This window comes from Delftia deserti (assembly GCF_042653485.1).
Taxonomy (GTDB): domain Bacteria; phylum Pseudomonadota; class Gammaproteobacteria; order Burkholderiales; family Burkholderiaceae_C; genus Comamonas; species Comamonas acidovorans.
In genome coordinates, this window is record NZ_JBHSIH010000001.1 from 6,856,596 (window position 1) to 6,876,216 (window position 19,621).

19 protein-coding genes are annotated in these 19,621 nt (G+C 66.5%); 7 read left to right on the forward strand and 12 right to left on the reverse strand.

Annotated features, from left to right (window positions below):
• Position 1: 1 nt before the first annotated feature.
• The 4 genes from cyoD to cyoA form a co-directional block, all read right to left on the reverse strand.
• Complete coding sequence (cyoD, locus tag ACFPFG_RS32280) at positions 2–442, reverse strand: cytochrome o ubiquinol oxidase subunit IV (RefSeq protein ID WP_012205885.1); 441 nt, start codon at positions 440–442, stop codon at positions 2–4.
• The gene (gene cyoC, locus ACFPFG_RS32285) at positions 443–1,075 is read right to left on the reverse strand and encodes a cytochrome o ubiquinol oxidase subunit III (RefSeq protein ID WP_012205884.1); all 633 of its coding nucleotides are present in this window, start codon (positions 1,073–1,075) and stop codon (positions 443–445) included.
• The gene (gene cyoB / locus ACFPFG_RS32290; RefSeq protein ID WP_013802159.1) at positions 1,068–3,074 is read right to left on the reverse strand and encodes a cytochrome o ubiquinol oxidase subunit I; all 2,007 of its coding nucleotides are present in this window, start codon (positions 3,072–3,074) and stop codon (positions 1,068–1,070) included. The genes cyoC and cyoB overlap by 8 nt, the downstream gene beginning before the upstream one ends.
• A gap of 66 nt (positions 3,075–3,140) precedes the next feature.
• A complete protein-coding gene (cyoA, locus tag ACFPFG_RS32295; RefSeq protein WP_183021920.1) occupies positions 3,141–4,187 on the reverse strand; it encodes a ubiquinol oxidase subunit II in 1,047 nt (348 codons plus the stop codon).
• A gap of 298 nt (positions 4,188–4,485) precedes the next feature.
• On the opposite strand from cyoA, the gene ACFPFG_RS32300 reads away from it, so the two are divergent.
• Positions 4,486–5,823, forward strand: a complete 1,338-nt coding sequence (locus ACFPFG_RS32300; protein ID WP_380109982.1) for an MFS transporter — start codon at positions 4,486–4,488, stop codon at positions 5,821–5,823.
• Positions 5,824–5,880: 57 nt separating this feature from the next.
• On the opposite strand, the gene ACFPFG_RS32305 is transcribed toward ACFPFG_RS32300, so the two are convergent.
• A complete protein-coding gene (locus ACFPFG_RS32305; protein ID WP_017403895.1) occupies positions 5,881–6,114 on the reverse strand; it encodes a hypothetical protein in 234 nt (77 codons plus the stop codon).
• A 174-nt stretch (positions 6,115–6,288) separates the two neighbouring features.
• The gene (locus ACFPFG_RS32310; protein WP_197956077.1) at positions 6,289–6,438 is read right to left on the reverse strand and encodes a hypothetical protein; all 150 of its coding nucleotides are present in this window, start codon (positions 6,436–6,438) and stop codon (positions 6,289–6,291) included.
• Between the two features lie 168 nt (positions 6,439–6,606).
• Here ACFPFG_RS32310 and alaS point away from each other — a divergent pair, with 168 nt between their 5' ends.
• The 3 genes from alaS (at position 6,607) to ACFPFG_RS32325 (ending at position 11,672) form a co-directional block, all read left to right on the forward strand.
• Positions 6,607–9,231: an alanine--tRNA ligase gene (gene alaS / locus ACFPFG_RS32315; protein WP_197956078.1), complete on the forward strand. Its 2,625-nt coding sequence runs from the start codon at positions 6,607–6,609 to the stop codon at positions 9,229–9,231.
• A gap of 98 nt (positions 9,232–9,329) precedes the next feature.
• Positions 9,330–10,412 carry an ABC transporter substrate-binding protein gene (locus tag ACFPFG_RS32320; protein ID WP_183021925.1) on the forward strand — a complete coding sequence of 361 codons (1,083 nt, stop codon included), beginning with the start codon at positions 9,330–9,332 and terminating at the stop codon, positions 10,410–10,412.
• Between the two features lie 9 nt (positions 10,413–10,421).
• Positions 10,422–11,672 carry a GGDEF domain-containing protein gene (locus tag ACFPFG_RS32325; protein ID WP_183021926.1) on the forward strand — a complete coding sequence of 417 codons (1,251 nt, stop codon included), beginning with the start codon at positions 10,422–10,424 and terminating at the stop codon, positions 11,670–11,672.
• A gap of 22 nt (positions 11,673–11,694) precedes the next feature.
• On the opposite strand, the gene ACFPFG_RS32330 is transcribed toward ACFPFG_RS32325, so the two are convergent.
• From ACFPFG_RS32330 to ACFPFG_RS32350, 5 genes are all read right to left on the reverse strand, one after another.
• Positions 11,695–12,717, reverse strand: coding sequence for a GGDEF domain-containing protein (locus tag ACFPFG_RS32330; protein ID WP_183021927.1), 1,023 nt, complete (start codon positions 12,715–12,717; stop codon positions 11,695–11,697).
• Between the two features lie 34 nt (positions 12,718–12,751).
• Entirely contained in the window at positions 12,752–13,531 is a 780-nt protein-coding gene (gene trmB / locus ACFPFG_RS32335) for a tRNA (guanosine(46)-N7)-methyltransferase TrmB (protein WP_197957397.1), read from the reverse strand.
• A gap of 40 nt (positions 13,532–13,571) precedes the next feature.
• Positions 13,572–14,510, reverse strand: a complete 939-nt coding sequence (gene gluQRS / locus ACFPFG_RS32340) for a tRNA glutamyl-Q(34) synthetase GluQRS (protein ID WP_197956080.1) — start codon at positions 14,508–14,510, stop codon at positions 13,572–13,574.
• Positions 14,511–14,565: 55 nt separating this feature from the next.
• Positions 14,566–15,693, reverse strand: a complete 1,128-nt coding sequence (locus ACFPFG_RS32345; RefSeq protein WP_197956081.1) for an NAD(P)/FAD-dependent oxidoreductase — start codon at positions 15,691–15,693, stop codon at positions 14,566–14,568.
• A gap of 134 nt (positions 15,694–15,827) precedes the next feature.
• Positions 15,828–16,766, reverse strand: coding sequence for a LysR family transcriptional regulator (locus tag ACFPFG_RS32350; protein WP_183021930.1), 939 nt, complete (start codon positions 16,764–16,766; stop codon positions 15,828–15,830).
• Positions 16,767–16,900: 134 nt separating this feature from the next.
• On the opposite strand from ACFPFG_RS32350, the gene ACFPFG_RS32355 reads away from it, so the two are divergent.
• The 3 genes from ACFPFG_RS32355 to ACFPFG_RS32365 all read left to right on the forward strand — a co-directional run bounded on the left by ACFPFG_RS32355 (position 16,901) and on the right by ACFPFG_RS32365 (position 18,765).
• Positions 16,901–17,602, forward strand: a complete 702-nt coding sequence (locus ACFPFG_RS32355; protein ID WP_183021931.1) for a pirin family protein — start codon at positions 16,901–16,903, stop codon at positions 17,600–17,602.
• A gap of 40 nt (positions 17,603–17,642) precedes the next feature.
• Positions 17,643–18,050 carry a DoxX family protein gene (locus ACFPFG_RS32360; protein ID WP_012205870.1) on the forward strand — a complete coding sequence of 136 codons (408 nt, stop codon included), beginning with the start codon at positions 17,643–17,645 and terminating at the stop codon, positions 18,048–18,050.
• 160 nt (positions 18,051–18,210) lie between these two features.
• On the forward strand, positions 18,211–18,765 hold the full coding sequence (locus tag ACFPFG_RS32365) for a flavodoxin family protein (RefSeq protein ID WP_043796746.1): 555 nt from the start codon (positions 18,211–18,213) through the stop codon (positions 18,763–18,765).
• On the opposite strand, the gene ACFPFG_RS32370 is transcribed toward ACFPFG_RS32365, so the two are convergent.
• On the reverse strand, positions 18,762–19,553 hold the full coding sequence (locus tag ACFPFG_RS32370; protein WP_197956083.1) for a sulfurtransferase: 792 nt from the start codon (positions 19,551–19,553) through the stop codon (positions 18,762–18,764). The two genes, ACFPFG_RS32365 and ACFPFG_RS32370, sit on opposite strands and share 4 nt — an antisense overlap.
• Positions 19,554–19,621: the final 68 nt, after the last annotated feature.

Here is a 19,621-nt window from a genome sequence, read left to right on the forward strand (position 1 = left end):
GTCAAGGCGTGACCGAGGCCGGAGCCGTCTGCGCGGCAGGGTCGGCCGGCATGGTGTGCTGGGGCATCATGTTGGTGTTCATGTGGAACATGACCCACAGGGTGCCCGCAATGCCGATGGCCACGAAGACCACGGTGAAGATGGTGGACAGCAGGGTCCAGCCGCCTTCGATCTTGCCGTTCATGTGCAGGAAGAAGACCATGTGGACCAGGATCTGCACCACGGCGAAGCCGCCGAGCACCATCACGGCCGTTGCACGGTCCGAGATGACATTGCTCATCACCAGCCAGAACGGGATGGCCGTCAGGATGATCGAGAGCACGAAGCCCCACATATAGCCCGAGAACGTGCTGTGCGGGCCTGCGTCGTGGTGGTGATCGTCATGGCCGTGATGGTCGTGGTGACCGTGGCCATGGCCGGCGTGGATGTCGTGTGCAGCCATTTACAGCACCCCCATCAGGTAAACAAAAGTGAAGACGCCGATCCAGACCACGTCCAAGAAGTGCCAGAACATCGACAGGCACATCAGGCGGCGGTTGTTCTCGTGCGTCAGGCCGTGCTTGTTGATCTGGATCATCAGCGTGACCAGCCAGATCAGGCCGAAGCTCACGTGCAGGCCGTGGGTGCCCACCAGCGTGAAGAACGAGGACAGGAAGGCGCTGCGCTGCGGGCCCGCGCCCTCGTGCAGCAAGTGGGAGAACTCATAGAGTTCCAGGCCCAGGAAGCACAGGCCGAACAGGCCGGTGATGGCCAGCCACAGCTGGGTGCCGCCCAGCTTGCCCTGCTGCTTTTGCAGCATGGCGAAGCCGAAGGTGATGGACGACAGCAGCAGGAAGGCCGTGTTCATCGCCACCAGGGGCAGGTCGAACAGCTGGGCGCCCGTGGGGCCCGCAGCGTAGTTGCGGCCCAGCACGCCATAGGTGGCGAACAGCGCTGCAAAGATCAGGCAGTCGCTCATCAGGTAGAGCCAGAAGCCCAGAGCGGTGCCGTTTTCGGGATGGGGCTCCTCGGCGAGGTGGTACTCGCGCGGGGCCAGGGCGGCAGCGCCGCCTGCGGTGTAACGGGTATCAGACATGACGTGCCAGCTGTTGTGTGCGCAGTTCTTCCGTGGCCGCGACTTCTGCGGCGGGGATGTAGTAGTCGCGCTTGTAGTTGAACGTGTGGATGATCGATGCCAGCACGGTGGCGGCGAACGACGCGATGGCCAGGGGCCACATGTGCCAGATCATCGCGAAGCCGAAGACCGTGGACAGCGCTGCGATCACGACGCCGGCGCCGGTGTTGGACGGCATGTGGACGGGCTTGAAGCCGGTCAGCGGACGCTGGTAGCCATGCTTCTTCATGTCCCACCAGGCATCGATCTCATGCACCACGGGCGTGAAGGCGAAGTTGTACTGGGGAGGGGGCGAGGAGGTGGCCCACTCCAGCGTGCGGCCTTCCCATGGGTCGCCGGTCACGTCGCGCAGCTGGTCGCGCTTGAAGTAGCTGACCACCAGCTGGATCAGGAAGCTGCCGATGCCCAGTGCCACCAGGCCGGCGCCCAGGGCGGCGATCACGAACCAGATCTGCAGCGAGGGGTCCTCGAAGTGGTTGGCACGGCGTGTCACGCCCATAAGGCCCAGCACGTACAGCGGTGTGAAGGCGACCCAGAAGCCGACCAGCCAGAACCAGAACGAGCACTTGCCCCAGAACTCGTCGAGCTTGTAGCCGAAGGCCTTGGGGAACCAGAAGTTGATGCCGGCGAACACGCCGAACACCACGCCGCCGATGATCACGTTGTGGAAGTGGGCGATCAGGAACAGGCTGTTGTGCAGCACGAAGTCGGCCGGGGGAACGGCCAGCAGCACGCCGGTCATGCCGCCGATGGCGAAGGTGCACATGAAGCCCACGGTCCACAGCATCGGCACCGTGAAGCGGATGCGGCCGCGGTACATGGTGAACAGCCAGTTGAAGATCTTGGCGCCCGTCGGGATCGAGATGATCATCGTCGTGATGCCGAAGAAGGTGTTCACGCTGGCGCCGGAGCCCATGGTGAAGAAGTGGTGCAGCCAGACCAGGTAGGACAGGATGGTGATACACACCGTCGCGTACACCATGGAGGTGTAGCCGAACAGGCGCTTGCGGCTGAAGGTCGAGACGATCTCCGAGAAGATGCCGAAGCAGGGCAGGATCAGGATGTAGACCTCGGGGTGGCCCCAGATCCAGATCAGGTTCACGTACAGCATGGGGTTTCCGCCCAGCTCGTTCGTGAAGAAGTTCGTGCCGACGTAGCGGTCCAGCGACATCAGCACCAGGGCTGCGGTCAGGATGGGGAACGAGGCCACGATCAGCGCGTTGGTGCACAGGGCGGTCCAGGTGAAGACGGGCATCTTCATCAGGTTCATGCCGGGTGCGCGCATCTTGATGATGGTCACGATCAGGTTGATGCCTGACAGCGTGGTGCCGACGCCGGCCACCTGCAATCCCCAGATGTAGTAGTCAAGCCCGACCCCGGGGTTCTGCGCCCCCAGGTTGGACAGTGCCAGCCAGCCGGAGGTGGAGAACTCGCCCAGGAACAGCGAGATCATCACCAGCACGGCGCCGCCCGTGGTCATCCAGAAGCTGAAGTTGTTCAGGAACGGGAAGGACACGTCGCGGGCGCCGATCTGCAGCGGCACCAGATAGTTCATCAGGCCGGTCACGAAAGGCATGGCCACGAAGAAGATCATGATCACGCCGTGGGCCGTGAAGATCTGGTCGTAGTGGTGCGGAGGCAGATAGCCCAGGTTGTCGCCGAAGGCCATGGCCTGCTGCAGGCGCATCATCAGCGCGTCGGCAAAGCCGCGCAGCAGCATGACCAGACCGAGGATCATGTACATGATGCCGATCTTCTTGTGGTCGATGCTGCACAGCCAGTCGCGCCACAGCGGGCCCCACAGGCGGAACTTGGTGAGCAGGCCCAGCACGGCAAGGCCGCCGAGCACCACGGCGATGAAGGTCGCCAGCACGATGGGCTCATGCGCCATCGGGATGGAGTCCCAAGTGATGCGTCCCAGCAGCCAGTGGGCCTGTGCCGGGGAGGTATGTTCAGACATATCGAGTCTCTTAGGTCGTGATGGGAGCGGGCGGCGGTCTGGCCGTCGTCCGCGTCCGCTAACTGCTTATTGCTGCGCAGCGGCTGCGGAGCCGTCGCGCTGGTCCAGGAAGGCCACGACGCGGTCGGCGTTTTGCACCGTGCACACATCCTGGGGCAGGTTCATGCCCACGGCCTTGAGATAGGCTTCGCCGCCGGCAGCGTCGATGGCCATCATGTGATGCATGCACATCTTGCCTTCTTCGACACAGCGGTTGAGCACCTTGTCGTACAGGCCTTCGTCCACCGTGGCGAAGCGCTCGACCGGGTTGCGCTCGCTGGGCTTGACCAGGTTCAGGTAGGTATCGCGCGTCAGGGCCTTGCCTTCGGACTTGGCCTTGGCAACCCACTGCTCGAACTCTTCGTTGCTCAGGCCATGGAACTTGAACGTCATGCCCGAGAAGCCGGCGCCGCTGTAGTGCGATGCCAGGCCGTGGAACACGCCGGGCTTGTTGATCACGGCGTTCAGCTCGGTCTGCATGCCTGGCATGGCATAGATCATGCCGGCCAGGTCAGGCACGTAGAAGGAGTTCATCGTCGAGGTGGCGGTCAGCTTGAAGTGGATGGGACGATCCACGGGAGCGGCCAGCTCGTTGACGGTGGCGATGCCTTTTTCGGGGATGAAGAACAGCCACTTCCAGTCCATGGCCACGACCTGCACCTCCAGCGGCTTGACATCGGTGCTCAGCGGCTTGGTGGCCGAGACGCGGTCCAGCGGACGGTAGGGGTCCAGCTTGTGGGTGCTGATCCAGGTGATGGCGCCCAGCGCGATGATGATCATCAGCGGCACGGACCAGATCACCAGCTCCAGCGTGGTGGAGTGGTGCCATTCGGGGTCGTAGTGGGCCTCGGTGTTCGACTGGCGGTATTTCCAGGCGAAAAGCAGCGTGAGGATGATCACCGGGATGATGATGATCAGCATCAGCAAGGTGGCCGTGACCACCAGGTTGCCTTGCTGCGCGGCGATGTCGCCGGCGGGGTTGAGCACGACGGCTTTGCTGCAGCCAGTGAGACTGGCTGTCAAAGCGGCCGCGGTGAGCCACGCAGGCCCACGGAGTTCCTTGATTTTTAGCATGCTAGGGGCGCAACAAGAGCGCGTTTACATAGAAACGCGGATTACAAGATCCGGGCAAATGTATTACGAAGTATAAATTTGTCCATTGGACATTTTGTCCAACGTCAAGGAGAAGCCGGGAACTTTCTGCTACCTGGGCGGGTGCGCGGCAGGTGCCTGGTGGTCCGGAGGCCGCAATTTCGCGTCGCGCGCAGCAGGACAAACACCGAGGCCGGTTGAGGTGGAAACCGCCTTGCGCCAGATCAAGCGAGGGCGTAGAACAGAGCTGTCAGTGAGACGAGACAAGGAGCATCCATCTATGAGCGGCCTCGACACAACTGCAAGCTTCCCCCACGGAAGCTATGAGAGCAAAGAATCTCTGTCCCGCGCCGACACCCACGAAGATGTCACGCCCAACGAAATCGCCGTCGGCGTGATCATCGGGCGATCCTCGGAGTACTTCGACTTCTTCGTGTTCGGCATCGCCTGCGTGCTGGTCTTCCCGGCACTGTTGTTCCCCTACCTTTCCAAGCTCGACGGCACGCTGATGTCGTTCGCCATCTTCTCGCTGGCCTTCGTGGCACGGCCGCTGGGCACGGCGCTGTCCATGGCCGTGCAGCGGCGCTGGGGGCGGGCGACCAAGCTGACGCTGGCGCTGTTCCTGCTGGGCGTGTGCACCGTGGGCATGGCCTTCCTGCCCGGCTACCAGCAGGCGGGGGTGAACGCCATCATCGTGCTGGCGCTGCTGCGCATAGGGCAGGGCATTGCGCTGGGCGGCTCGTGGGACGGGCTGCCTTCGCTGCTGGCCATGTCGGCCCCCAAGAACCGGCGGGGCTGGTATTCGATGATGGGCCAGTTGGGCGCGCCCCTGGGCTTCGTGCTCGCGGCAGGGCTGTTTGCCTTCATCTACGCCCATGTGGGAGCCGACGAGTTCCTCAGCTGGGGCTGGCGCTATCCCTTCTGCGTGGCCTTTGCCATCAACGTCGTGGCACTGTTCGCCCGGCTGCGCCTGGTCGTGGGCCAGTCCTACACCGAACTGCTGCAGCAGCGTGAGCTGGAGCCCATGGGCGTGCTGCCGCTGATGCGCGACGAAGGCCGCAACGTGGTGATCGGCGCGTTTGCCGCCCTGGCCAGCTTTGCGCTGTTCCACCTGGTGACCATCTTCCCTCTGTCCTGGATCTCGCTGTACTCGGACCAGTCGGTCACCCATGTGCTCGGGGTGCAGATCGTGGGCGCCTTCTGTGCGGCTGCCGCCATCATGGTCTCGGGCTGGCTGGCCGACCGTGTGGGGCGGCGCAACACGCTGGGCACCATGGCCTGCCTGATCGGCATCTTCAGCTTCCTGGCGCCCTGGCTGCTGGGCAGCGGAACCACGGGCAACAACGTGTTCATCATCGTCGGCTTCATCCTGCTGGGCCTGTCCTATGGCCAGGCCGCAGGCACGGTGACGTCCAACTTCCCCTCACGCTATCGCTACACGGGGGCCGCGTTGTCCTCGGACATGGCCTGGCTGGTGGGCGCGGCATTCGCTCCCTTGGTGGCCCTGGGCGTGTCCTCGCGCTTCGGACTGGTGGCGCTGGGCATCTATCTGCTGTCGGGTGCGCTGTGCACGCTGGCGGCGCTGGGTATCAACCGCGCCATCGAGACGCGTGACTGAACAGGCTCCAGCAAGCCAAAGGCCGGCTCTGCCGGCCTTTTTCGTTGTGACTTCGCCTCAGGGGTTTTCACCGTAGCGCTGCTTGAAGTCGAATTCGAGCCTGTCGCAGTCCTGCACCGATTCAAACTGCTGCGTCTTGCGCTCGGCCTCTGGCCGCGCGGTTTCCTTGCGGCAGATCTTGATGGTTTCGCGCTCCACCCAGCGCGCCTCGCCTTCGGGCGTTGACAGCAACTGGCCAGCCAGCATGAGCACAGCGAAGAAGGCCACGGGCAGGCCGATGAGCCAGGGCACGATGCGGCTTTTTGGCGGCTGGAGCGGTTTGGCCGGATCGGATCCGTTGGCGCTGGAAGCGGGGGGCGGTTCGCTGGAATGAGGCTCGGGTGTCTGTGGTTGCGCCATGGTGTGCTTGCTGTGGTTCCGGCTGGCGATTATCAAGGGCGCAAATCGCGCGCAGCCTGAGCTGGATCAGTGAACGGCGAGATCGCCTGTGCTATCCATCTCGCCCATCTCCTGCTCGCGCATCCGCGGCACCTTGGCCGCGCCCAGCCCTTCGGCCAGGCGCAGGCCCGCGCATGGCGGCGATCCGGCCAGCGACTGCTTGGAGATCGTGCTCAAGGGCGGGCAGATGGGAGGATAGGCCTTCTTCGGCCAGGTGCGTGATGGAGGCTGGGCAGGGCTCGCTGCCGCAACCATGGGGCAAACCTATAATGCGCGTTGGTCCCGACGGGACACCCTCCCGCCAGGGACAGCGCCCCGCGTGCGCGCTCCGAACTCCTAGACACCATGAGCACACCCACTTTCACCGTTGCCGACATTCGCAAGAGCTTTCTGGACTTTTTCGCATCCAAGGGCCATACCATCGTGGAGTCGAGCCCCCTGGTGCCCGGCAACGATCCGACGCTGATGTTCACCAACTCGGGCATGGTCCAGTTCAAGGACGTGTTCCTGGGCACCGACAAGCGCCCCTACAAGCGCGCCACCTCGGTGCAGACCTGCCTGCGCGCAGGCGGCAAGCACAACGATCTGGAAAACGTGGGCTACACGGCCCGCCACCACACCTTCTTCGAGATGCTGGGCAACTGGTCCTTCGGCGACTACTTCAAGCGCGAGTCGCTCAAGTGGGCCTGGGAGCTGCTGACCGAGGTCTACAAGCTGCCCAAGGAACGCCTGCTGGCCACGGTCTATGCCGAGGACGACGAGGCCTACGACATCTGGACCAAGGAAATCGGCCTGCCGCCCGAGCGCGTGATCCGCATCGGCGACAACAAGGGCGGCCGCTACAAGAGCGACAACTTCTGGATGATGGCCGACACCGGCCCCTGCGGCCCCTGCTCGGAAATCTTCTACGACCACGGCGCGCACGTGGCCGGCGGCCCCCCCGGCAGCCCTGACGAAGACGGCGACCGCTTCATCGAGATCTGGAACAACGTGTTCATGCAGTTCGACATGGACGAGCAGGGCAACGTCAAGCCACTGCCGGCGCCCTGCGTGGACACCGGCATGGGCCTGGAGCGCCTGGCCGCCATCTTGCAACATGTGCACAGCAACTACGAGATCGACCTGTTCCAGGCGCTGATCAAGGCCGCTGCGCGCGAGACGCACATCGCCGACATCGAGACCCCGTCGCTGAAGGTGATCGCCGACCACATCCGCGCCACCGCCTTCCTGGTGGCCGACGGCGTGATTCCCTCCAACGAAGGCCGCGGCTACGTGCAGCGCCGCATCGTGCGCCGCGCCATCCGCCACGGCTACAAGCTGGGCCAGAAGACCCCGTTCTTCCACAAGCTGGTCAAGGACCTGGTGGCCGTGATGGGCGATGCCTATCCCAAGATCCGCGAGCAGGAAGCGCGCATCACCGAAGTGCTGCGGGTCGAGGAAGAGCGCTTCTTCGAGACCCTGGCCAACGGCATGGAAATCCTGGACGCGGCGCTGGCCGGTGGCGCCAAGGTGCTGCCCGGCGACGTGGCTTTCAAGCTGCACGACACCTACGGCTTCCCCCTGGACCTGACCAACGACGTCTGCCGCGAGCGCGGCCTGAGCGTGGACGAGGCGGGCTTTCAGACCGCCATGGAAGAGCAGAAGAACAAGGCCCGCGCAGCAGGCAAGTTCAAGATGGACCGCGCCCTGGAGTACACGGGCGATGCCAATGCCTTCACGGGCTACCAGAAGCTGGCCGAGGCCGCCAAGGTGGTGGCGCTGTATGCCGAAGGCAGCGCCGTGCAGGAACTCAAGGCCGGCCAGAGCGGCGTGGTCGTGCTCGACACCACGCCTTTCTATGCCGAGTCCGGCGGCCAGGTGGGCGACCAGGGTGTGATCAGCACCACGGGCGCACGCTTCGCGGTCGAGGACACGCTCAAGATCAAGGCCGATGTGTTCGGCCACCACGGCGTGCTGGAGTCCGGCAGCCTCAAGGTGGGCGATGCCGTGCAGGCCGAGGTGGACACGCAATTGCGTGCCGCCACCATGCGCAACCACTCGGTCACGCACATCATGCACAAGGCCCTGCGCGAAGTGCTGGGCGACCACGTGCAGCAAAAGGGCTCGCTGGTCAACGCCGAGCGCACGCGCTTCGACTTTGCCCACAACCAGCCCGTGAGCGCTGAAGAGATCCGCGAGATCGAACGCCGCGTGAACGCCGAGATCCTGGCCAACACGCCCACCGATGCGCGCGTGATGGACATCGAGTCGGCCAAGGCCACGGGCGCCATGATGCTGTTCGGCGAGAAGTACGGCGACTCCGTGCGCGTGCTGGACATCGGCAGCAGCCGCGAGCTGTGCGGCGGCACCCACGTGCAGCGCACGGGCGATATCGGCCTGTTCAAGGTGGTGGGCGAAGGCGGCGTGGCCGCTGGTGTGCGCCGCATCGAGGCGGTGACCGGCGAGAACGCGCTGGCCTACCTGCAATCGCTGGAATCCACGGTGGACCAGGCCGCCGCCGCGCTGAAGGCGCCGACGGCCGAGCTGAACACCCGCATCGGTGGTGCGCTGGAGCAGATCCGCGCGCTGGAGAAGGAAGTGGCTGCCCTCAAGGGCAAGCTGGCTTCCAGCCAGGGCGACGAACTGGCCGGCCAGGCCGTGGACGTCAAGGGCATCAAGGTGCTGGCCGCCAGGCTCGAAGGCGCCGACGCCAAGACCCTGCGCGAGACCATGGACAAGCTCAAGGACAAGCTGGGCGCCGCAGCCATCGTGCTGGCCGCCGTCGATGGCGACAAGGTGCAGCTGGCCGCAGGCGTGACCAAGGCCGAGACCTCACGCATCAAGGCCGGCGATCTGGTGAACTTCGTTGCCAGCCAGGTCGGTGGCAAGGGCGGCGGCAAGCCCGACATGGCCATGGCCGGCGGCACGGACGCTTCGGGCCTGCCCGCGGCGCTGGCCGGTGTGCAGGCCTGGGTGGCAGAGCGCGCCTGATCCTGCAAGCGCGGCAGATGATTCCTGCTGCCCCTTCTTCGGGACGCCCCGGTGGAATCCACCGGGGCGTCTTGCCGTGGGCCTGGCGCTTGACCTGCATGGCCTGGGTGATGGGCGTGCTGGCGCAATCGACCGCTGCCGCCGCGCAAAGCGTGGTCTTCATCAACCCGGGCCGCTCCGACGAGCGCTACTGGACCACGGTCAGCGAGGTCATGCAGGATGCGGCCAGCAGCCTGGGCATGCAGCTGCAGGTCCGCTACGCCCAGCGCGACCACCTGCGTCCCATCGAGATTGCGCGCCAGATTGCCGCCCTGCCCAAGGCGCAGCGGCCCCGCTACGTGATGTTTACCAACGACTACAGCGTGGCGCCTGAAATCCTGCGCACGCTGGAGGCCGCGGGCATCGACAGCTTCATGGCCTTCAGCGGCGTGCCCGAGACCTTGCGCGGGCAGACCGGCGTGGCGCGGGAGCGCTATCGCCACTGGCTGGGCAGCCTGGAGCCGGGCGCCGAGGAGGCCGGCTACCTGACCGCCAAGTCGCTGTTCGCCGCTGCGCGGGCATCGGGCCAGGCGCGTGCGGCCGATGGCCGGCTGCACATGGTGGCCATTGCCGGGGACCGCTCCACGCCCTCCTCGGTGGAGCGCAATGCCGGCATGCGCCGCGCGGCGGCCGAGGCCAGCGACGTGGTGCTGCAGCAGGAAGTCTTCGGCGAATGGCGCCGCGAACGCGCCGAGCAGCAGGCGGCCGTGCTGTTCCAGCGCTATCCCGAGGTGCGCCTGGTCTGGGCGGGCAACGACGAGATGGCCTTTGGCGCCATGCAGGCCTGGCGCGCGCGGGGCGGCTCGCCGGGGCGCGACGCCTTCTTCAGCGCCATCAATTCATCGGCCGCCGCCATGACGGCGCTGCGCACGGGCGAGCTGTCGGCACTGGCGGGCGGCCATTTCCTGACCGGCGCCTGGGCCCTGGTCATGCTCTACGACCATGCGCACGGCACCGATTTCGCCTCCGAAGGGCTGGAGCAGGTGCGGCCCATGTTCACGCTGCTGGACAAGTCCCAGATCGACCGCTACGAGCACAGGATCAGCGCGCCGCCGGCCCCTCTGGACTTTCGCAGCTACAGCAAGCACCTCAATCCCCGGCTGCGGCGCTACGGATTCGAGCTGAAGCACCTGCTGCGCTGAGCGCCTTCCATGCCCCGCTTCCGCTCGATTGCCTCCCTGCTGATCCTGCGCATCATGCTGCTGGCCATGGCCTGCATGCTGGTGTTCGGTGGTGCCCATGCCTGGTGGGAGTACCGCAAGGGGCAGCAGGAATTCCGACGCTCCATGGAGACGCTGGTGGCCAACAGCATGATCTCGCTGTCCGCCGCGCTGTGGGATATCGAACCGGCCCTGGTGCGCGAGCAGGTCCAGTGGCTTGGCAAGCTGCCTTTGGTGGGTCATGTGCAGCTGCGCGTCACCTCCACGGGCGAGATGTACGAGGCTGGAGAGCCCAGGGATGGCCGTCCGCCCGCCGTTTCCATGGTGATTCCCGCGCCCAGGCACAGCCAGTCCAGCCTGCCGCTGGGCGAACTGCAGGTCTGGGAGAACCGGGGCCATTACCTGGAGGTGCTGCGCGACTCCACGCTGCGCGTGTTGCTGGGCTATGCGCTGTTCACGGCCCTGGTGTGCCTGATGGTGGCCTGGGTGATGCGCAGGGAGCTGCGCCAGCCGCTGCAGCAGATTGCGGGCTTTGCGGCCAGCCTCAAGCCCAATGAGTTGTCGAGGCCCTTGGTGCTGGAGCGGGCGCGCCGCGGGCAGCGCGACGAGATCGACATGGTGGTGCAGGGCTTTGGCCAGCTGCAGCATGACCTGCGCGGCCACATCGAGCATCTGGACCTGCTGGTGGCCCAGCGCACGGCCCAGCTGGAGGAGCTGGTGGAAGAGGTCAAGCGCATGTCGCTGACCGATGCGCTGACCGGATGCCTCAACCGCCGTGCCATGGACGAGCGCCTGGCCTCCGAGGTCGCCCAGGGCCAGCACCTGGGAGCGGCCCTGAGCGTGATGTTCGTGGACGTGGACCGCTTCAAGCAGGTCAACGACAGGCATGGCCATGCCGCAGGCGATGCCGTGCTGCGCGAGGTGGCACTGCGTTGCCGGCACGCACTGGAGCGGGAGCCTTCTGCGCAATGGATGGCGCGCTATGGCGGGGAGGAGTTCCTGATCGTGATGCCCGGTGTCGCTGCGGCCCAGGCCTGGGCGCTGGCCGGGCAGCTGCGCGAGGCCATACGCTCCACGCCCATACAGGTCCATGGCCTGGAACTGGCTGCGACGGCCAGCTTTGGCGTGGCGCAATTGCAGGGCGCCGAGAGTGCGCAGGAACTGCTGCAGCGCGCCGATGCCATGCTCTACGAGGCCAAGCACGCCGGGCGCGACTGCGTGCGCGTGGCCGGCCTTGACTGAGCGGCGCGGCGCCAGGACCGGCTCAGAACAGCTCGATGTCGTTGCTGTTCACCTGGGGCGCCAGCAGCCCCTGGGTGATCAGATCCCCGTAGTACCAGGTCTGGTTGCGGCCATGTTCCTTGGCGTGGTAGAGCGCCTGGTCCGCCTGGCCCAGCACCTCCACGGGCGCGCCCGTGCCCATGGCGGCAAAGCCCGTGCTCACGGTGATGCGGCCGACCTGGGGGAACTCGTAGCTCTCCACGTCGTGGCGCAGGCGCTCCAGCGCCTTGCGTGCATTGGCCAGGCTGACCGAGCGCAGCAGCACCACGAATTCCTCGCCGCCGAAGCGGAATACGCGGTCCTTGGCGTCGAAGCAGCTGCGCAGGATGTTGGCGACCAGGATCAGCACCTCGTCGCCATACAGGTGGCCAAAGCGGTCGTTGATGCGCTTGAAATGGTCGATGTCGATGGCGGCCAGCCACTGGCCGGGAACGTCTTCCGTGGCCACGCCCGGCATGGCCATCGGCGGCTCCTGCAGCGACAGGCGCAGGAACTGCTCGTCGAAGGTCTTGCGGTTGAGCAGGCCGGTCAGCGCATCGCGTTCGCTGTAGTCCAGCAGGCTCTGGTAGTTGTGATAGACGCCGAAGATGCCCTGTATCACATCGAGCCGGCTGGGCGAGAAGGCCGTGGACTGCGTGATCTCCAGGCAGTGGTAGGCCGTCTCCTGCCGCCACAGCGGAAGCCACAGCACGTGCTGGCCATCGGGCTGCACGGCCGAGGCGATCAGGGCGCGCTGCTGCAGTGCCTGCTGCAGCGCGGGCATGGATGCCAGCTCCACGCTTTGCGGGTCATACAAGGCCTCGGCATCGGTGGACATGACCTGATCGCCCTGGCTCCAGGTGCGTGCACGCACGCAGTGCCTGCCGTCGGGCATGGCGAACAGCTCCAGCGCCCGCACCTGCACCACGCCATTGAGCTTGAACAGGGTGGACAGCACCGAGATTTCCAATCGCAGATGGTCCCTGTGGGCCGTCATCTCGACCAGATTCTGTAGCAATGGCTGCATGCGAGGCCTTGTATTGGAGGAGGGCGCGACCGGCTCAGCGGCGCTCAAACACCAGATCCCATACACCGTGGCCCAGGCGGATGCCACGGTTCTCGAACTTGGTCAGCGGCCGGTAGTCGGGCTTGGCGGCATAGCCTTCGGCCGTGTTGGCCAGCAGAGGCTCCGCGCCCAGCACTTCCAGCATCTGCACCGCATAGGGCTCCCAGTCGGTGGCGCAGTGGATGTAGCCGCCGGGACGCAGCCGGCGCGCCAGCTTGGCCACCAGAGGCTCCTGGATCAGGCGGCGCTTGTTGTGCTTTTTCTTGTGCCAGGGATCGGGGAAGAAGATGTGTATGCCGTCCAGGCTGGCCTCGGGCAGCATGTTGTCTATGACCTCGACGGCATCGTGCTGCAGGATGCGGATGTTGGAGATGTCCTGCTCGCCAATGCGCTTGAGCAGGGCGCCCACGCCGGGCTCGTGCACCTCGCAGCACAGGAAGTTGTCATCGGGGCGCACGCGCGCAATGTGCGCCGTGGCCTCGCCCATGCCGAAGCCGATCTCCAGGATCAGAGGGCCCTGGCGGCCATAGGTGGCCGCTGCGTCCAGCGGCGCGGCTTGGTAGTTCAGCACAAAGCGCGGGCCCAGCTCCTCGAAGGCCTTGGCCTGGCCGGTCGTTGTGCGGCCTGCGCGGCGCACATAGCTCTTGATGGTCTTGGGATGGGCCACGCCCTCGGGCGGCTGGCCGGTACGGGCGGCCGCAGGTGCGGAGGGGGAGGATGAATCGTGCGGCGTACCTGGGGCAGCGGACATGGTGTTCGGGGTATCGCCGTCCATGGACTGCTCGGCGTGGGGGGAAGAAGTTGGGTTCACGGGCTCAATTGTATGTATGGCGCCAGCCCCGGACCCAGAACTGCAGTGCTTCGCCCAATGCGGCCTGGGGAGAAGGCTGGGGCAGCCCCAGGTGGGCGGCTGCGGTGCGCAGCGCGGCCACAGGGGAGCTCAGGTCCAGTGCAGGGGCGCCGTGCTGCTTGGAAAGCTTTTCGCCGTCGGGCATGAGCACCAGCGGCGTGTGCAGGTACTGCGGGTGACCCATGCCCAGGGCGTGCTGCAGCAGCATCTGGCGGGGCGTATTGTCGGCGAGGTCGGCGCCGCGCACCACATGGGTGATGCCCTGCAGGCCGTCATCGACGACCACGGCCAGCTGGTAGGCCCACAGGCCGTCGGCCCGGCGCAGGACAAAGTCGCCCACGCCGTGGATCACATCCTGCTGCTGGGCGCCCAGGCGGCGGTCCTGCCAGTGCAGCACGGGGTCGTGGCGGGTGAAGCGGTCCAGCGCAAAGCGCCAGGCCCGGGCGCTCTTGCCGTGCAGGCCGTCGCGGCAGGTGCCGGGGTAGGGCCGCTCCACATGGCGCTCATGGGTCCAGCCCAGGTTTTCCCAGGCTGCCTCGACGTCCTTGCGCGTGCAGCCGCAGGGATAGGCCAGGCCGTGGGCCTTGAGCCGCTCCAGTGCGCTTTCGTAGACGTTGTGGCGGCGGGACTGCCAGACGGGCTCCTCGTCCGGCAGCAGGCCGCAGCTGGCAAGCTGGTTCAGGATGGCGGTGTCGGCACCGGGCTGGCAGCGCGGAGGGTCTATGTCCTCGATGCGCACCAGCCAGCGGCCGCCATGGGCGCGCGCATCCAGCCAGCTGGCCAGCGCCGCCACCAGAGAGCCTGCATGCAGCAGGCCCGTGGGTGAGGGGGCAAAGCGGCCGACATATGGTGGCGTTGCAGGTGCGCTGCCGGTTTCGGCGGATTCAGGGGCGGCGGGAATCATCGGGGCCGGATGTTAAGGCCTTGCGCCGCCCCTTGCCATGACCTGGTGGGCGGGTTCAGTCTGCAACCAACGCCAGGGCCATTTCCAGTCCCGAGACAAAGGCATCCTCCACGCGGCGGCCAATGCACCAGTCGCCGCAAAGGCCCAGGCCGGCATCCTTGTTGCGCAAATGGCTGCGGCCCAGCGGCGACAGGGTCTGGGCATGGGGCCAGAGGTAGACGCTGGCATGGCGGGCAGGGATGCGGATGCGCGTGATCTCGCCAAAGGCCTTCTGCATCTTGGCCAGCACGCGCGGAGCGTCGTCGGCGCGGTGCTCCTGCGACCATTGGGGGCTGGCCAGCACGGTCCAGCGCTCGCTTTGGGAGCGGCCCGGCTTGGAGGATTCACGTGCCACCCAGATCGCGCGCTCATGCGTGGTGCGGGCTGCATTCCACTGCGGCCCCAGGGTGGACAGTCCGGCCTCGGTGGCCATGGGGTAGGACAGTGTCAGCGCCCAGCAAGGCGCCATTTCCACGGCCGCCATGCCCTGCACCAGCGACAGGGCCAGGGGCGTGGTCTGCAGCAGCTGGCGTGCCTGTGGAGCGGGCAGGGCGAGTATCACTTCATCGAAGCCTGCGCGGATCTGCGTGGTCGGCTCGGTCGTCTCCACATGCAGGCTCCAGCCCCGCGGGCCGGGCTGGCGTTCGAGCTTGGTCACGCGCTGGCCCAGGTGCAGGCGGTCGGCATCCCACAGCGGCGCGGCCCAGGCCAGCGGCAGGGCCTGCATGTCGGGCGTGGCCACCCAATGGGCTTCGGTGGGTGCGGGTGCAGCGCTGGACTGGCGGCCCTGCGCATCCAGCACGCGCAGCGTGCTCACGCTCCAGGGGCGGCACAGGCCGGGCACGGTCTGCAGGGCCAGCTCGAAGCGCTTGTCGCGCACGGTGAAATACTGCGCGCCGATGTCGAAGGCGCCATGCGCGGCGTTGACAGAGCGCATGCGCCCGCCCACCTGGGGCAGCCGCTCGTAGACATGGACATCGTGGCCGGCCTGCATCAGCGTGCGTGCGCAGGCCAGGCCCGCCATGCCGGCGCCAATCACGGCAATGCGGCGTGCGCCGGCTTTGGGGCGCGCCTTGGAGGCTTCGGGGGGCTTGGTGGCCTTTTTCTTGACCGTGGACTTGGAGGCGGCGCGGGAAGCGTTCATGGAGCAGACCTTTGCGGGCAGTGGCAGATTCCGGGAAGCATGTCCGTTCCGGCCTGTTGCACCGCTGCGGCGGAACAGGCCGGGACCTGTAACCACTCTACACCCGCTCGGACCGCCCGACGGCGTGCGCCAGCTCAATGTCGGTGATGATTTTCCATGAGAGCGCGGCGCGTGGCGGGGCTCTCCAGCTGCTGCAGCCACCACTGCAGCGCACGCGGCGGGACCTGCTGCGGCGGGCAGGACCAGGCGTAGTGCATGCGCACATTGCGCGAGGGGCGGGCGACCTGGCGCGTCACCAGCAGGCCGGCCTGCACATACACATCGGCCATGAAATGGGGCAGGAAGCCGCAGCCTATGCCGCGCACCTGGGCCTCGATCTTGGCCTGCATGGAGTCCACGGTGAAGATGTCCTGGCCGCTGAGCAGGCCCATGCTGGCGCTGTCGCGCAGGCCTGAATCGGCCACGGCGATGATGCGGTGCTGCAGCAGCGTCGCGTCCGTGATGGGCTCGGGCGCCGTGGCCAGCGGATGGTGGGGCGCCACGGCAAAGACGAAGTCCAGCTCGCCCAGCTCGCAGGCCTGCAGGCCCGCCACGTTGCTGGAGTTGACGGCCACGCCGATGGCCAGGTCGGCGCGGCCCGAGGTCAGCGTCTCCAGCGTGCCGGTGAGGATGCCGTCGCGCAGCTTCAGCCGCGTGGGCGGCTGCATGGCGTAGAAGGCCTCGACCAGCTCCAGCATCGGCGTGCGCGCCACGGCGCCATCGACCACGATGGTCAGGTGCGGCTCCCAGCCCGTGGCCACGCGGCGCACGCGGTGGGCCACGGTGTCGATCTCATGCAGCAGCCGGGCGCCCTCGCGCAGCAGCTCCCGGCCGGCCTCGGTGGGCTGGGCGTGGCGCGAGCGGCGGTCGAACAGCAGCACGTCCAGCGCATCCTCGATCTGGCGCACACGGTAGGTCAGGGCACTGGGCACCAGGCCCAGCTGGCGTGCAGCGGCGGCAAAGCTGCCGGCCTCGGCAATGGCCTGGAGCATGGCCAGGCTGTCGGGAGTGAGCACGTCGCGGGGGCTGGGCATGGGGCGTTATGGCTTCAAAAGCTTTGAATGATGCCATCAATCCTGCTGCGCCTTGCCTGCGGCAGCGGCTTCTACAGTGGAGCCATCGACGCAAGAATTTCGAAGACCTGACACGTTGGAAAGGGACAAAAAACATGATCGCCCTGCGCAAATCCCGGGAACGCGGCCATGCCGACCACGGCTGGCTGCGCTCGCATCACAGCTTCTCGTTCGCGGGCTACCACGATCCGCGCCACATGGGCTTTGGCAACCTGCGCGTGATCAACGAGGACCACATCGCCCCGGGCACGGGCTTCGGCTCCCATGGCCACAAGGACATGGAGATCATCAGCTACGTGCTCGAAGGCCGGCTCTCGCACAAGGACAGCATGGGCAACGAGCAGACCATCTCGCCCGGGGAGGTGCAGCGCATGAGCGCCGGCTCGGGCGTGGTCCACAGCGAGCACAACCATGCGCCGGGCCAGACCACGCATTTCCTGCAGATCTGGCTGCTGCCCAGCGAGACGGGCATTGCGCCCGGCTATGCGCAAAAAGCCTTTGCCGACGAGGAAAAGCGCGGCCGTCTGCGCCTGGTGGCCTCGCCCGATGGCGCCCAGGGTTCGGTCAGCGTCCATGCCGATGCCCGGCTCTACGCCGGCCTGTTCGACGCGGATGAGCAGGCCGAGCTGGAGCTGCCTGCCGGCCGCAAGACCTATGTGCACCTGGTGCGCGGCGCGCTGAGCGTCAATGGGCAACGGCTGACAACGGGCGATGCGGCCCTTGTGGAGAATGAACCGCGACTGCGCCTGCACGACGGGGAGCAGTCCGAGGTCCTGGTGTTCGATCTGCAAGCCTGAGAGCGCAGCACGCGCTGAAGATTCACGAGGAGTACCCATCATGTTGAACCGTCTGAGCAACCCGCTGGCGCTGGCCGGCCGCATTCTGATCGCGCTGATGTTCGTGCCCGCGGGCTTTCAGAAAATCGGAGGCTTCGCCGGGACCGTGGGCTATGCCGCATCGGTCGGCATGCCCATGCCGCAGATCGGCGTGGCCATTGCCCTGGTGGTGGAGATCGTCGGCGGCCTGGCCTTGCTGCTGGGCTGGTGCACGCGCTGGGCGGCCCTGGTGCTGGCGTTCTTCACGCTGGTGGCCAGCTTCTTCTTTCACACCTACTGGAGCGTGCCGGCCGACGCGGCCATGATGCAGCAGTTGCTGTTCTGGAAGAACATCGCCGTGACTGGCGGCCTGCTGGGCTTTGCAGCCCACGGTGCCGGCGGCTGGAGCGTGGATGCGCGCCGCCATTGAGTGGGTGGGGCAGCGTTGGCCATGCCCTGATTTTTGTTAGGCTACTGCCTTGAGTGGGCCCCGCAGCAGCGCTGCGGGGCCCTTTGGCGTGGATGGATTGATGAATGCGGCGCTGGCTGGCCTGTGGCTGCGCAGGGCGTCCGAGGATTGGATTTCTTGTATGGCAGATATCGTGGTGGTCTACCACTCGGGTTACGGACACACCCAGCGCATGGCCCAGGCCGTGGCCGACGGCGCAGGCGCACGCATGCTGTCGATCGACAGCGATGGCCAGCTGCCTGCGGGTGGCTGGGAGTTGCTGGCGGCGGCAGACGCCATCGTCTTTGGATCGCCCACCTACATGGGCGGGCCCAGCTGGCAATTCAAGCGCTTTGCCGATGCCTCGTCCAAGCCGTGGTTCGTGCAGGCCTGGAAGGACAAGCTGTTCGCCGGCTTCACCAACAGCGCCAGCGTCAACGGCAACAAGCAGACCACGCTGGACTACCTGTTCCAGCTGGCCATGCAGCATGGCGGCCTGTGGGTGGGCAGCGGCATGCTGCCGTCCAACGCGCGCGCCGCGCAGCGCAATGACCTCAACTGGATAGGCGCCTTCAGCGGTGCCATGGCGCAATCGGCCTCGGATGCGTCGGCCGCCGAGATGCTGCCGGGCGACCTGGAGACGGCGCGCGTGTTCGGCGAGCGCGTGGCGCAGCAGGCGCTGCGCCTGAAGGCCTAAGCCTTGCCTGGCGGGCTTGTCGGCTGTATCGGCTCCAGCGGCTTTGCCGCAGCCAGGGGCGTGATGGCCAGGTCTGCGCCCACGGCCCGGCGCTCGTCAAAGACGAAGCAGCCGCCGTCATAGAAGGCGCCGTCGGTTTCCTCGAAGTACTTGAGGATGCCGCCTTCCAGCTGGTAGACATGCTCCAGGCCCTCGTCCCGCATCAGGATGGCGGCCTTCTCGCAGCGTATGCCGCCCGTGCAGTAGCTGACCACGGTCTTGTCGGCCAGATCGGCCTTGTGGGCGCGCAGCGCGGGCGGGAACTCGGTGAACTTGGTGATGCGCCAGTCGATGGTGTCCTTGAAGGCGCCGGCATCGACCTCGAAGTCGTTGCGCGTGTCCAGCGTCACCACCTCGCGGCCCTCGTCATCGTGGCCCTGTTCCAGCCAGCGGCGCAGCGTGGCGGGGCTGACCGATGGCGCGCGGCCCTCTGCCGGGCGGATGGTGGGGTGGTCCATGCGGATGATCTCGCGCTTGACCTTGACCAGCATCTTGCGAAACGGCACGGTGTCGGACCAGCTTTCCTTGGGGGCCAGGTCGGCAAAGCGCTCGTCGGCGCGCAACTGGTCAACGAAGCTGTGCACCGCCTGTGCGGGGCCGGCCAGGAAGAAGTTGATGCCTTCCTCGGCCAGGAGGATGGTGCCCTTGAGCGCCAGGGCCTGGGCGCGCTCGGCCAGGGTGTCGCGCAGCGCCGCTGCATCGGGCAGTGGCGTGAACTTGTAGCAGGAAATATTGAGGATGTCGGACACGGGCAGGCAGGCGGGTGCGGCACAGGCCGCGGGTTGGATCGGGGCGCCCCTTGCCGGGCGCCCGGCGA

Excerpts from the sequence above, each read along its gene's own strand:
- ACFPFG_RS32350 (WP_183021930.1), bottom strand. The coding sequence starts at position 16,766 with ATGCCCAGCCCCCGCGACGTGCTCACTCCCGACAGCCTGGCCATGCTC.
- cyoB (WP_013802159.1), bottom strand. The coding sequence starts at position 3,074 with ATGTCTGAACATACCTCCCCGGCACAGGCCCACTGGCTGCTGGGACGC.
- cyoC (WP_012205884.1), bottom strand. The coding sequence starts at position 1,075 with ATGTCTGATACCCGTTACACCGCAGGCGGCGCTGCCGCCCTGGCCCCG.
- ACFPFG_RS32365 (WP_043796746.1), top strand. The coding sequence starts at position 18,211 with ATGGCAGATATCGTGGTGGTCTACCACTCGGGTTACGGACACACCCAG.
- gluQRS (WP_197956080.1), bottom strand. The coding sequence starts at position 14,510 with ATGATTCCCGCCGCCCCTGAATCCGCCGAAACCGGCAGCGCACCTGCA.
- trmB (WP_197957397.1), bottom strand. The coding sequence starts at position 13,531 with ATGGACGGCGATACCCCGAACACCATGTCCGCTGCCCCAGGTACGCCG.
- ACFPFG_RS32325 (WP_183021926.1), top strand. The coding sequence starts at position 10,422 with ATGCCCCGCTTCCGCTCGATTGCCTCCCTGCTGATCCTGCGCATCATG.
- ACFPFG_RS32360 (WP_012205870.1), top strand. The coding sequence starts at position 17,643 with ATGTTGAACCGTCTGAGCAACCCGCTGGCGCTGGCCGGCCGCATTCTG.
- cyoD (WP_012205885.1), bottom strand. The coding sequence starts at position 442 with ATGGCTGCACACGACATCCACGCCGGCCATGGCCACGGTCACCACGAC.
- cyoA (WP_183021920.1), bottom strand. The coding sequence starts at position 4,187 with ATGCTAAAAATCAAGGAACTCCGTGGGCCTGCGTGGCTCACCGCGGCC.
- ACFPFG_RS32320 (WP_183021925.1), top strand. The coding sequence starts at position 9,330 with ATGGCCTGGGTGATGGGCGTGCTGGCGCAATCGACCGCTGCCGCCGCG.
- alaS (WP_197956078.1), top strand. The coding sequence starts at position 6,607 with ATGAGCACACCCACTTTCACCGTTGCCGACATTCGCAAGAGCTTTCTG.
- ACFPFG_RS32355 (WP_183021931.1), top strand. The coding sequence starts at position 16,901 with ATGATCGCCCTGCGCAAATCCCGGGAACGCGGCCATGCCGACCACGGC.
- ACFPFG_RS32345 (WP_197956081.1), bottom strand. The coding sequence starts at position 15,693 with ATGAACGCTTCCCGCGCCGCCTCCAAGTCCACGGTCAAGAAAAAGGCC.
- ACFPFG_RS32300 (WP_380109982.1), top strand. The coding sequence starts at position 4,486 with ATGAGCGGCCTCGACACAACTGCAAGCTTCCCCCACGGAAGCTATGAG.
- ACFPFG_RS32330 (WP_183021927.1), bottom strand. The coding sequence starts at position 12,717 with ATGCAGCCATTGCTACAGAATCTGGTCGAGATGACGGCCCACAGGGAC.